Below are 12,514 nucleotides of genomic sequence, written 5' to 3'. Positions count from 1 at the left end.
GCGACCCGATGCTCAGCCTTTGATCGACCCGGTGCGTTTCACCTTGGTGGTGGCGATGCATACCACGTCGCGGTCACCATGGTTCCAGGTCGCCTGAGTGGGATACAGCACGTAACTTTCGAAGTCCTCGCTGTCTGCGGCGTTGGGCGCATAACCGGCGAACGCCGACAGGCACCTCTCCCGATAGTCGCTCTCCAGGCTGGACTGCCCCGGGAAACTACTTGCAGTCACCCGCAACTGCGCATACACCTCGCCCTCGTGTGGTTTGGCGCACGACACCTTCGGGAGCGTGGCGACCCGCGCATTGTCACCCGGGATCGACTCGATGCAATCCCCGACGGCGAGGCTGGTTGCGCGCACCGAACCGTCGTTGCTTACGACGGCAGCGATGATCGCGGCCCCGATGAGTAACGTCCACAGCGCGGACAGCACCAGACCTGCGATTGCCATGCCGCGCCCGCCCTGACCGCGAGTCTTGATCTGTTTGAGCGCGATGATGCCGAAGATGACGCTCAGCAGGACACCGCCGAGGACCCCGAAGATCAGCGAAGCGATCGCAAAGCCATTGGTGCCCCGCGGTGGCGGAGGCGGCGCATAGGCCTGGCCGTACTGACCGGGCTGCTGCGGGTAGCCGCCGGGGTAGCCGGGTTGTTGTGGGTACCGGCCCGGGCCCGGGGGCTGTGCAGGCGGCGGATATGGCGGCGGCTGAAACGTCATGAGGGAACGGTAATGCCACCTGCGCCGCCAAAGGGGGCGTCGACAATATCGGCACTGCCGGTAAGCCGATCGCGTTCCGCCGCTGTCGCCGGGCGCGTGGCTGCCGCCGCGCGCCCGGGGTGCAGCCGCGCCACCTCCAGTATTCGTTATACTATCTAAGTATTAGCCGGGCCGAGAATGAGAGAGCAGGTATATGCCACGCACAGACAACGACACCTGGGACTTGGCAACCAGTGTGGGGGCGACGGCCACGATGGTGGCGGCAGCCCGGGCGATAGCGACCAAGGCCCGGCGCAACGTGATCGAGGACCGGTTTGCCGAACCGCTGGTCCGTGCCGTCGGCGTGGACTTCTTCACCCGGTGGGCCACCGGCGATCTTGTCGCTGCCGATGTCGACGACGACGAGTCAGCCTGGAAGCTCGAGCACATGCCCGATGCGATGGCCGCACGGACTCGCTTCTTCGACTCGTTCTTCCACGACGCGACGCAGGCCGGGATCCGTCAGGCCGTGATCCTGGCATCGGGTCTGGACGCGCGCGCCTACCGGTTGGCATGGCCGGCCGATATGACGGTGTTCGAGATCGACCAGCCGCAGGTGATCGGGTTCAAGACCGCCACCCTGGCCCGGCTGGGAGCCGCACCGACGGCGGATTTGCGCACGGTGGCCGTCGATCTGCGCCACGATTGGCCGAAAGCCTTGCTGCACGCGGGTTTTGACAGGAGTCGGCCGACCGCGTGGATCGCTGAGGGGCTCTTCGGTTATCTGCCGCCGGCTGCTCAGGATCGCTTGCTGGACGACATCACTGCGCTCAGCGCCGACGGCAGCCGGCTGGGCTGCGAGGCGGTCCCGGACATGTCGCAGCTGGACGTCGACAAAGCCCGGGAGATGATGCGCCGGGCCACCGCCAAGTGGCGGGAACACGGTTTCGACCTCGAGTTCGCCGATCTGGGCTACGAGGGCGAGCGCAACGACGTCGGCGGCTATCTGGACCAGCTGGGCTGGCGCTCCGCCGCTACCCGAATGAGTCGGCTGTTGGCCGACAACGGTCTTGCGGCGATCCCCCAAACCAACGACTCGGTGTCGATGGCCGACACCATCTACTACAGCTCCGTGCTGAGCGTATGACGCAAACGCCTCGCCGCGGGCTCAACGGCGTCGTCACCCGGATGTGGAGCCTGCTGGCCCCGGCCTACGACCTGCCGGTGTTGCAGCAGTGGGTGTACCGTCCGCCGCACGACGAGGTGATTGCGCAACTACGCGGCCACGGATCCCGCAAGATCGCTGATATCGCCTGCGGCACAGGAATTCTCAGCGACCGGATCCAGCGCGAACTGAATCCCGACGAGATCTACGGCGTCGACATGTCCGACGGCATGCTCAACCAGGCCCGCGCCAGATCCAACCGAGTGCAGTGGATGCGTGGTCCGGCCGAGCAATTGCCCTTCGACGACGGCGCACTCGACGCCGTGGTGACGACCTCCGCGTTTCACTTCTTCGATCAGCCGACGGCGTTGCGGGAATTCCATCGGGTGCTGGCGCCCGGCGGGCTGGTGGCCGTGGCGGCCCTGAGCGCACGGCAACCGCTGCTGCAGGTACCCTCGGCCGGCAGGTGGAAGCCGCAGCATAATGCCTCGCCGGCCGAGATGCGGGCACTGTTCGAGGGCGCCGGGTTCGTCGTGAGCGATCAGCACCGGGTCCGGCGGCCGGTCTGGACGCAGATCGTGTCAGACCTGATCACCGTCGGCACCAAGAGCCCAACCGCGACCACATAAGACCGCCCTACGGGCGGTGCCCGAAAACCCCGAAGACGTTGTCACGCGCGCGCTAACTCCGCGCGCATTTTCTCGGCGAACAAGCTGACTGCCCGTAACGGCCGCAGCATGACGGTGATCTCGTCGATCAAGCCGTCGGGCCTGGTATGGATGAAATCGCAACCCTCGATCTCGAGGTCATCCACCTTGGCGGTGAAGACCAAGGCGTGATCGCCGGTGCGATCGGCGCACATCTCTGCCCGGTAGCGCAAACCGTCGAAGACGTTTGCGACGGCGGTGATAACTGTCGCGACACTACGGCGGCCCTGGTAGGGCCGATACGCGATGGGACTGTGCAGTATGGCGTCGTCGGTGAACAGGTCACCGATGGTGGAGATGTCTCCTGACTCGACGGCGGCGCGGAATGCGTGCATGGCGATCTCCTTTACCGGGGCAGTGCCCGGCCCACGGCGACCGTGACGGCGGCGACGAGAATCAGTGCGGTCAACGAGACGTTGCGCGGTTCCCGAAGGTAGGCGTGGGAACCGATCGCGCCCACCATGACGATCGCGAAGCCCCCTGCGGCGACCGGGGTGAGAGATTCCGCAACGCCCAGCAGTCGGGGCACGAGGATACCGACCGCGCCGAGCAACTCACACAGCGCTGCAAAGCGGACCACCGGCATCGGGAACGGTGTGACACCGGTTTGCCCAAGTGCGATGAGCCGATCCTTGGAGAGGCTGATCTTCAACAGCCCTGACGCGGTGAAAATCGCGGTTAGCACGACTTGCAAAGTCCACAGAAACCCATTCATCACCAGCCTCCTCATTCGACAGGGGTGCACCTTGAAGACACGTCACGGGGCGTCGATGTGACTCGTCGACGCGGTGACCTTCGTCACAACGCCTCGTTGTCGCGGGAAGGCGGACCGCCAACGGCTGGCGCGACGATGGTTGCCGTCATCGGAAAGGCGACGCCGGCGTACCTCGGCAACCCGAGGGCGCGCGGGGGGTTAGCGGTGAGCGGTTATGGGGTTTGGCACCGCGACGACGCGATCAGTTGTTCGTGTTCGGGTGGTCTCAGGCCAAGAGCGTGCAGCAGTTCTTCGCGCCCCCACGGCCGGTTGACCTCTTCGTCGCGGGAGTCCTTCCGCAGGGCGCCTTCATCGTGAATTTCCAACCGCGACTTCAGTTTTCGGCGCAAACCTCGAAGATTCAGGGGAACGAGCAGCAACGGTTTGTCGCGCTGGTGAACCCGGTGCGCCGGGCCGTCCGGGCGTGCCGGAGTGCCCGGCTGGGTCGTGGTGGCGGGATGCAGTGGGTTGCCCGAGTGCAGCGGTTGCGTCTTGGCCGCCGCGGGTAAGGCCGGTTCCGCAACCCTGGTGGCTGCTCCACTGGCTGCTCCAGTCGCCGCGGGTGCCGCCGGTGCCGTCATGCCGCCCACGGCGCCGGAATCGCCGATACCGGTGCTCCCTAGGCTCCAGCCGGTCACGGCGGGGCCGCCGTAGCCCAACAGCCAGCCGCCATGACCGGCGGGACCCGTGGTGCCGCCGTTGTAACGGGCCTCGCCCGGCTGACCGGCGCCCCCGGACGTCGGGACGCCGGTGCCGACGGCACCCCCGGCACTGCCGGCCCCACCGGCGCTGGCGACGCCGTCACCACCGCCACCAGGGTTTGCGACCCCGCCGGCCGCACCGCCGCCGTGTTCCGCGCCGACAGCGCCGCCGCTGTGACCACCACCGCCGCTGCCGGGCTGTTCAAGCACACCGGCGGCAACGCCACCCGTGCCACCGTGTTGTCCGTTGGCGCCGGCCGCGCCCGGGCCGCCGCCGTTGCCGATACCGGGGCTGGCGGCGGGCTGAGCCAGGTGCTGGTTGGGGTTGACACCGGCCGGCCCCGCCGCATTGACCGAACCGTGGTTCATCGGGTTGCCGTTGCCGGGCCCGCCATCCCCGCCGTTGCCGCCTTGCGGGCCGCCGGCCACACCGGCGTTGCCGTGCCCGCCGGCCCCGCCGCCGCTGCCGATACCGGGCTGATCAGGCGCACCCGCACCGCCCGGGCCGCCGTGCTGTCCGATCCCACCGCTGCCGATTGACCCGGAGTCCGCACCTTTTCCGCCGGCCTGGCTGACACTGCCGGCCCCACCGGCCTGGCTGACACTGCCGGACCCGCCGGCAGCAGCCGCATTTCCGGACCCGCCGGCACCGCCACTGTGCCCGGCGCCCGGCCCCACGTCTACGGTGGCGGCGTTGGTGGCCTCGGTACCGGCATACGATCCCGCACTGGTGCGGAGGATCTGCACAAACTGGTCGTGAAACGTTGCCACTTGCGCACTAATGGCCTGATAAGCCTGCGCGTGCATGCCAAACATCGCCGCGATGCCCGCTGAGACCTCATCGCCGCCCGCGGCCGGCACGCCGGTGATAGGCGCCGCTGCGGCCGCGTTGGCGACGCTGATAGTCGAACCGATCGCCGCAAGATCCCCGGCCGCGGCGGCGAGCATCTGGGGCTCCGCAAACACATATGACATGAGCCAGCTCCCGTGTGCCCCGGTCACTACCCGGCTTTGGCCGCGTAGTTCGTATCCACGCTGTTGGGGCAAAATCGTATCCCTATCCGTGACGGACATCCCGGTATTCCGGCAATCAAATGGTGAGCCGATGCGAATGCCGGCCCCACGGCGTCAACGCCGGCAAACGCTGGTTCGGTCAGTCGTCCCCGCGCCGGGCGACGGCCATGGGCACCGTCCAGGTCCACACCGTCTCGCCGGTGTCCGGCGTGGTCATGTCCAGCCGGGCACCGCGCGCGGCAAGCTGCTGGGGAAGCAGCGCCGTCGGGTCGGTGGCCGCCGTCGCACTTGGGGCTGTTCTGGATTTTTCGATCACGGTGACCACCAGGTCGGTCTCATAGGTGGCCTGCAAGATGATCTCGTCGGCGTTTGCATGCCGCAGAATCGCCGTGACCAGCTGCTGGACCGCGTCGTAGAGCGCGCTCGTGATGGTTCTGTCGATGGTGTCCAGCGGGCCGGTGAAGAAAACCTGGAATCTGGCGTCCAGAGCTTCGGCCACTTCGCCGAGCAGATCCGACATGCGCAGCCGAAAGTTGGTCTCGTCGCCGGTCGGTATGTCGAGTTGGTTGATGGTGTTGCGGACGTCGTTGATGACGGCGTCGAGTTCGCTAACCGACTCGCCGATGCGTTCGGCGACGGCCGGCATTCGGGCCAGCGGCAAGACTGCGCTGAGTTGCAGACTGATGAGAAACAACCGTTGAGTCACCGAGCGATGCAGTTCCAGCGCGATGCGTTCGCGCTCGGCCGCCACTCGTAAGGTCCGTGCGTGTGCTTCGGCGAGGCGCAGATTCACCAGGTTGTCCACCCGCGCTCGCAGCTCACCCAGCTGGAATGGCTTGGACAGATAGTCGTTCGCGCCGGCTTGTAGCAATGCCAGCCTGGATTGGTCGTCGGAGCGGGCAGTGAGGATCAGCACCGGTGTGTTGGCCAAGACCGGGTCGGCGCGCACCTGATGCAGCAGTTCGTCGCCGCTGAGCTGCGGCATCATGATGTCGCACACGATCAGGTCCGGGTGGTGCGCGCGTGTCAGCTCCAGTCCGGTCCGCCCGTCGAACGCTGCCTTGACTCGGTAGTGCGGCGATAGTGCTTGGCACACAAAGGCATTGAGGTCGACATTGTCTTCGATGACCACGATGACAGGTTTGGAGTCTGCGATGTCGGGCTCACCCTGGGCTGATGTGGTCGAGATCGCGGTGATTTCGGCGATTGCGCCGGCGGAATCCCGGCTGGAGCGCTCGGCGCCGCGGGGACTGGCCGGCTGCACCGGCAGACCCGCGGGCGCGAGCCGCGGAAGATCGACGATTACCAGCGCTCCACCCTCGCGGGCTTCGCTGATGGTGACACTGCCCCGGTGCAATCCCACCAGGTCGCGGACAATGCTCAGTCCTAACCCGGTGCCACCGACCGCCCGGGTGGGACCGCCCTCGACCTGGTGGAACCTTTCGAAGACCGCCGCCCGCTGCTCGTGTGGAATTCCCGGGCCGCTGTCGGCGACCTCGATAATGACTCGATGGTCGGGATCCGTCGAGACCGAACAACGCACGGTGCCACTAGGCCGGGTGAATTTAAAAGCATTGGACAACAAGTTAACCAGTATCTGGTGCAGGTGCTCGGGGTCGAGTTCCGCCGTAACAGGCTGGTCTGCATTGACGCTGAATTCGATGTCACGGTCTACGGCAAGCGATTCGAACAGGGCGGCACCCAGTCGCAGGTGCTCGGCGACGTCCACGTGCGCGTAATTGGGTTGGACGGCACCGGCTTCCAACCGAGCGGCGTCCAGCAGGTTGTTGACGTGCCGTTGCAGCAACCGGGCATTGCGGACGATCAGCTCGAGATCGCCACGTGACGGCTCCGCCGGTTCGGTCGATTCCAGCAGCCTGCGGGCGGGCTCCAGGATCAGCATCAGCGGAGTGCGCAGCTCGTGGCTGACGTTGGCGAAGAACTGGCTTTTCAGGTCATCGAGTTCCTTGGCCCGCGCGTACAGGTCGGCCAGTTCGGCGTTGGCTTCCTTGAGTTTTCGGCTTGTCTCCGCCACTTCGTAGGCGCGGGCGAAGACTTCCTGCTCCATCTGCTGGGTGGTGGCGCGCAGCGCGGCCGTCTCCTGCTGCTGCGCCGCGTCGGATGCTTGCAGGCGGACGAACTCGGTGACGTCCTCCACGCGGTGAATGACATAGCGCAACTGGCCGGCCGAATCCAGCACCGGTGAGTTGGTAGGGCTCCAGAAGCGTTCCTCGAAGTCCCCGTCCGGGCGCCGAATGTCGTAACGCTGCACCGGCATCGCGTCGGAGACGCGATCGCGCACCACGCGATCCAGCGACACCCGCAGGTTGCGGACTCCTTCGGCATTGGGGTCGTCGGGGTTGTCCGGGAAAATCGCGAAGATGACGTGCCCCAGAATCCGCGTTCGCTCGGTCATCGTCGCCTGCAGGTAAGCATCGGTGACGGCAACGATCCTCAAGTCAGGGTCCAGTACCAAAAACAGGCCCGGAGCCGACTCGAACAACAGCCGGAAGTCGACAGCCTCAGTCAAACGCGCACCTACGTTCCTGCATCGCGTTAACGCTACTATCGCGCGACGCCGCCAATCGGCCAAACCGGAACGTCGATCCAACTCCGGCCAGTCGACCGGCAGCGACCGACGATCCGTCTGCGGCCGTGCCGCAGACCGTGCACGTAGGCTCCCGCCATGCATATCGACGCGATGACGTTTCCCGAGCCGTTAGGCAAGGTGGGCGAGGTGGCCCGGCAGGCCCGGGCGGCCGGATTCTCCGGCCTGGTGTTCACCGAGGCGGGCCGGACCGCTTATCTCAGTGCCGCCGTGGCCTCGCAGGCGGCTCCCGGCCTCGACTTGTCCACCGGCGTCGCGGTGGCCTTTCCGCGGAGCCCCTTCGTCACGGCGGCCACCGCGTGGGAGCTTCAGGACGCAACCGGCGGCAGATTCCGGCTCGGCCTGGGCACCCAGGTGCGCCGTCACGTCGTGCACCGCTACGGTACGGCCTTCGACCGGCCCGGGCCGCGGTTGCGCGACTACGTGCTGGCCGTCAAGGCGTGTTTCGCCGCTTTCCGCACCGGGACCCTCGATCACCACGGCGAGTTCTATGACCTCGACTTCATCACGCCGCAGTGGAGCCCGGGCCCCATCGACGCCCCCGATCCCAAAGTCGATATCTCGGCAGTAAATCCATGGATGCTGCGGATGGCGGGGGAAGTGGCCGACGGCGTACACGTCCATCCGATTGGCGAGCCTGGCTACATCGGCCGGCATGTTGTGCCCAACGTGTCCTTAGGTGCGGCAAGAGCGGGGCGCGCACCATCCGACGTCGCGTTGATCGTGCCCGTGCTGACGATCGTCGGAGATAGGGACGAAGAACGTGACAACGAACGAGAAGCCGTGCGAGCCAGCATCGCCTTCTACGCCAGCACACCCAACTACGCGTTCATCTTGGACGAGGCCGGATTCGAGGGCACGACCGCCCGGATCCGGGAGAAACAGAAGGCCGGTGACTTCGCCGGCATGGCCGGCCAGATCACCGATGAGCACATTGCCGTCTTCGCCACGGAGTCGACCTGGGACGGGTTGGCGGACGCGCTGGCCGACAAGTACGCCGCGGTCACCGACCGCCTTGTCTTCTACAACGCCCGAGGCGATCGGGAGCGCTTCGAGCGGTACGGCGAGGTAGCCCGCCGCATGCAGCGGTAACACCGACATCGGTGACTGGTTTCCGACGCGGCGGGCCGTCTATCGGTGGTGACCCCCAGCTCACGGCCGGCTGGCGGCTCGCTAAATTCGAGACGCGATCTCGTCGGAAGGAATGTCATGAACGCGCATGTCGAGCAGCTGGAGTTTCAGGCGGAGGCCCGGCAACTGCTGGATCTGATGGTCCACTCGGTGTACTCCAACAAGGATTCGTTCCTGCGGGAGTTGATCTCCAACGCCTCGGACGCACTGGACAAACTGCGTCTGGAGGCACTGCGCAACAAGGAGCTGAACGCCGACACCTCCGATCTGCACATCCAGCTCGAGGTGGACAAGGGTGCCCGGACTCTGACCGTTCGCGACAACGGCATCGGTATGACGCGCGACGAGGTCGTGGACCTGATCGGCACGCTGGCCAAGTCGGGTACTGCCGAGCTGCGCCAGCAGTTGCGTGAGGCCAAGGACGCGCTCGCATCCGAAGAGCTGATCGGTCAATTCGGCATCGGTTTCTACTCGTCGTTCATGGTGGCCGACAAGGTCGAATTGCTGACTCGCAAGGCCGGCGAGAGCGAGGCCACCCGGTGGGAGTCCAGCGGCGACGGCACCTACACCATCGAATCCGTCGACTCATCAACCGCCGGGGCTACGCAGGGAACGTCGGTCACGCTGCACCTCAAGCCCGAAGACGCCGAGAACGACCTGTTCGACTACACCTCGGAGTGGAAGATCAGGAGCCTGGTCAAGAAATACTCCGACTTCATCGCCTGGCCCATCCGGATGGAGGTCGAGAAGCGCACCCCGCCCGCCTCCGACGACGAAGGCGGCGAAGAGACCGTCACCGTCGAAACCGAGACCCTCAACTCCATGAAGGCCCTATGGGCCAGGCCCAAAGAAGAGGTCTCCGCCGAGGAGTACCAGGAGTTCTACAAGCACATCGCACACGCCTGGGACGACCCGCTGGAAGTCATCGCGATGAAGGCCGAAGGCACTTTCGAGTATCAAGCCCTGCTGTTCATCCCCAAGCACGCGCCCTTCGACCTGTTCAACCGGGATGCCAGCTTCGGAATCCAGCTCTACGTCAAGCGCGTGTTCATCATGGGCGACTGCGACCAGCTCATGCCCGAATACCTGCGCTTCGTCAAGGGTGTGGTCGACGCACAGGACATGTCGCTCAACGTGTCCAGGGAAATCCTGCAGCAGGATCGCCAGATCAAGGCCATCCGTCGCCGCCTGACCAAGAAGGTCCTGGCCACCATCAAGGACCTGCAGGGCGAGCGCCCGGAGGACTATCGCACCTTCTGGACCCAGTTCGGCAAGGTCGTCAAGGAAGGCCTGCTGTCGGACTTCGACAACCGGGAAACCCTGCTGCAGATTTCGTCCTTCGCCTCGACCCACAGCGAGGAGGAAGCCACCACGCTGGCCGAGTACGTGTCGCGCATGAAGGAGGGCCAGGAGCAGATCTTCTACGCCACCGGGGAGTCGCGTCAGCAGATCCTCAGGTCCCCGCATCTCGAGGCGTTCAAAGCCAAGGGCTACGAGGTGCTAGTGCTCACCGACCCGGTCGACGAAGTCTGGGTCGGGGTGGTCAGCGAGTTCGACGGCAAGCCGCTGCAGTCGGTCGCCAAAGGTGAGGTGGACCTGGACTCCGCCGAGGACCAGAGCGAGGCGGAGCGCGAGGAGCAGCAGAAGGAGTTCGCCGACCTGCTCACCTGGCTGAAGGAGACCTTGAGCGAGCACGTCAAGGAAGTGCGGTTGTCGACGCGGCTGACCGAGTCGCCGGCCTGCCTGATCACCGACGCCTTCGGGATCACCCCGGCGCTCGCCCGCATCTACCGGGCTTCGGGGCAGGAAGTTCCAGTCGGCAAGCGGATCTTGGAGCTCAACCCCAATCACCCGCTGGTGACCGGCTTGTGTCAAGCACACCAAGACCGCAGTGACGATCCCTCCTTGCCGGAGACCGCGGAATTACTTTACGGCACAGCACTTTTGGCCGAAGGCGGGACACCAGAGGATCCGGCGCGGTTCGCGGAGCTGCTGGCCGATCGGCTCACGCGCACGATATAGCCGGGACACCTCTTCAGCGGCCGAGCTTCTCGCGGACCGTGTCGGTGAGGAACTTCCTTACCGACGTTGGACGAAACGCCCTGGCCGCCTTGGTGAGTGCGTCGCGGGACTCCGCGGTGAGTTCGATATCGGCTGCGGCAACGTTGAATTCGAGCTGCTCGACACTGGACGCCCCGGGGATCGCGACCACTCCCGGCAGGCTGATCAGCCACGCCAGCGCCACCTGCGCCGGCTTGGCGTCGACGTCGGCGGCGACGTCGCGAAGCGTCTGTAGCAGCGGCTCGATCCGGCGCAGGTTCTCCGTGCCGAACAGCGGGTTGACGGCACGCACGCCGCCCGGCCGGTTGTCCACGCCGTACTTGCCGCCCAGCAGGCCCTGTGCCAGCGGGCTGTAGGCGATGACGAGGCGGTTCTCCCGCTCGGCGAACGGAACCAGGTCGTCGAGCGCGCCCGGGTGGGCGAGGGAGAAATGCACCTGGTTGCTGATGACCGGGCGGCCGAGCGCGGCGTCGGCCTTTCGCCATCGGGCCAGCGAGTAGTTGGACACCCCGGCCGCACCGATCTTGCCGCTGTCGAGAAGCTCGCGCATTCCGGGCATGATCACCGAATCGGGGACCACCGGATTGGGCTGGTGGACCTGGTAGAGCGGGATGCGGTCGAGCTGCAGCCGTTGGGCGCTGGCCTGCGCGCGCTGCTTGACCACGGCGGGAAACGGCACGACCGGGAGAATTTTGCTGGCCACAACGACCTTGTCGCGCCGGTCGCCGAGTGCCTCGCCGAGGATCCGTTCGCTTTTGCCGAAGCCGTAGACTTCGGCGGTGTCGAACAGCGTGACACCCAGGTCGAGGGCGCGCTGCACGATGTCGCGGGCCGCGCCGGAGGCGTAGCGGTCCCCGTATCCCCATTCGCGCGAACCGAACTGCCAGGTGCCCAGTCCGATGCGGCTGACTTTTCCCATTCCGTCGACGTCGAGATATTTCATGTTTCACACCGTACTGAGGTCCGCACGTTCGATTAACCACCGATCGATTCGACGAACGGCGCGAGCAGGCGCGCCATGCCCCTCGCGGCTTCGTCGGCGTCGGCCGGGGGCAGCGCGAGAAAGCTCAGTGCGGCCCGGACCACGGCCTGGCCCATCACTGTCGCGTCGTATTCGTCGGCGTTGACCCAGCTGTGCTGGAAGGTCTGCGACAGCTGGCTCGAGGCATGGTCGACCAGGAACTGGCTCTCGACCGTGATCAACCGGAGAATGTCGTTGGGCGCGTCCTCGGTTCGCAACACCTGGACGAGGGGATCATGGTCGACGCGGTCGAAGAAGTCGCGAAAGACCGTCCGCATGGCACCGTAGCCGTCGCCGTGGTGTTCGTCTATGGCCGTTCGCATTCCGGTGACGATGGTGTCCGTCAGTCGAAGGGCGTAGCTACGCGCCAGTCCGCGTCGTGACTGGAACTCGTTGTAGATGGTGCCCCTGCTGACGCCGGCCGCCGATGCCACGTCGGCCATGGTGATCGACGACCACTTCCGTTGGAGCAGCAAGCCGTGCAGCGCGTCGAGCACCCCGTTGTGCATCAGGCTCAACGCGGTGCTCTGATACGGGTTGCGGTTCCGCGACGGCTCGGTCTCGACCATGGGGCTGAGATTAGTGTGCATGGACCGGGCTTTCGGTGTCGTGCCCGCGGGGCCGGGTTCGGTACCCGCGGGCCGGCACCGGGCATG

General features: G+C 66.0%; 11 protein-coding genes. 4 read left to right on the top strand and 7 right to left on the bottom strand.

Going from position 1 to position 12,514, the window contains the following annotated elements; genetic code table 11:
- Positions 1 to 12: 12 nt before the first annotated feature.
- Entirely contained in the window at positions 13 to 717 is a 705-nt protein-coding gene (locus MKAN_RS04200) for a DUF4190 domain-containing protein (protein ID WP_023365478.1), read from the bottom strand.
- A 193-nt stretch (positions 718 to 910) separates the two neighbouring features.
- Between MKAN_RS04200 and MKAN_RS04195 the strand changes: the two genes are divergently transcribed.
- Both MKAN_RS04195 and MKAN_RS04190 read left to right on the top strand, forming a co-directional pair.
- Positions 911 to 1,843: an SAM-dependent methyltransferase gene (locus tag MKAN_RS04195; RefSeq protein WP_023365476.1), complete on the top strand. Its 933-nt coding sequence runs from the start codon at positions 911 to 913 to the stop codon at positions 1,841 to 1,843.
- Positions 1,840 to 2,490 (top strand): class I SAM-dependent methyltransferase, encoded by a 651-nt coding sequence (locus MKAN_RS04190; protein WP_023365474.1) that lies wholly within the window; start codon positions 1,840 to 1,842, stop codon positions 2,488 to 2,490. The genes MKAN_RS04195 and MKAN_RS04190 overlap by 4 nt, the downstream gene beginning before the upstream one ends.
- A 41-nt stretch (positions 2,491 to 2,531) precedes the next feature.
- On the opposite strand, the gene MKAN_RS04185 is transcribed toward MKAN_RS04190, so the two are convergent.
- The 4 genes from MKAN_RS04185 to MKAN_RS04170 form a co-directional block, all read right to left on the bottom strand.
- On the bottom strand, positions 2,532 to 2,903 hold the full coding sequence (locus tag MKAN_RS04185) for a nuclear transport factor 2 family protein (protein WP_023365472.1): 372 nt from the start codon (positions 2,901 to 2,903) through the stop codon (positions 2,532 to 2,534).
- 11 nt (positions 2,904 to 2,914) lie between these two features.
- Positions 2,915 to 3,283 carry a DoxX family protein gene (locus MKAN_RS04180; RefSeq protein ID WP_023365470.1) on the bottom strand — a complete coding sequence of 123 codons (369 nt, stop codon included), beginning with the start codon at positions 3,281 to 3,283 and terminating at the stop codon, positions 2,915 to 2,917.
- Positions 3,284 to 3,495: 212 nt separating this feature from the next.
- Complete coding sequence (locus tag MKAN_RS32465) at positions 3,496 to 4,998, bottom strand: PE family protein (protein WP_023365468.1); 1,503 nt, start codon at positions 4,996 to 4,998, stop codon at positions 3,496 to 3,498.
- Positions 4,999 to 5,176: 178 nt separating this feature from the next.
- Positions 5,177 to 7,567, bottom strand: a complete 2,391-nt coding sequence (locus MKAN_RS04170) for an ATP-binding protein (RefSeq protein ID WP_023365466.1) — start codon at positions 7,565 to 7,567, stop codon at positions 5,177 to 5,179.
- A 156-nt stretch (positions 7,568 to 7,723) separates the two neighbouring features.
- On the opposite strand from MKAN_RS04170, the gene MKAN_RS04165 reads away from it, so the two are divergent.
- A complete protein-coding gene (locus MKAN_RS04165) occupies positions 7,724 to 8,737 on the top strand; it encodes a TIGR03617 family F420-dependent LLM class oxidoreductase (RefSeq protein ID WP_023365464.1) in 1,014 nt (337 codons plus the stop codon).
- Positions 8,738 to 8,854: 117 nt separating this feature from the next.
- On the top strand, positions 8,855 to 10,798 hold the full coding sequence (gene htpG, locus MKAN_RS04160) for a molecular chaperone HtpG (protein WP_023365462.1): 1,944 nt from the start codon (positions 8,855 to 8,857) through the stop codon (positions 10,796 to 10,798).
- Between the two features lie 13 nt (positions 10,799 to 10,811).
- Here the strand turns inward: htpG and MKAN_RS04155 are convergent, their stop codons facing one another.
- A complete protein-coding gene (locus MKAN_RS04155) occupies positions 10,812 to 11,780 on the bottom strand; it encodes an aldo/keto reductase (RefSeq protein WP_023365460.1) in 969 nt (322 codons plus the stop codon).
- Between the two features lie 32 nt (positions 11,781 to 11,812).
- A complete protein-coding gene (locus MKAN_RS04150) occupies positions 11,813 to 12,427 on the bottom strand; it encodes a TetR/AcrR family transcriptional regulator (protein WP_023365458.1) in 615 nt (204 codons plus the stop codon).
- Between the last annotated feature and the right edge of the window lie 87 nt (positions 12,428 to 12,514).

Origin of the sequence: Mycobacterium kansasii ATCC 12478 (assembly GCF_000157895.3) — a bacterium.
GTDB lineage: Bacteria > Actinomycetota > Actinomycetes > Mycobacteriales > Mycobacteriaceae > Mycobacterium > Mycobacterium kansasii.
This window is presented reverse-complemented; position numbering and strand designations above follow the sequence as displayed.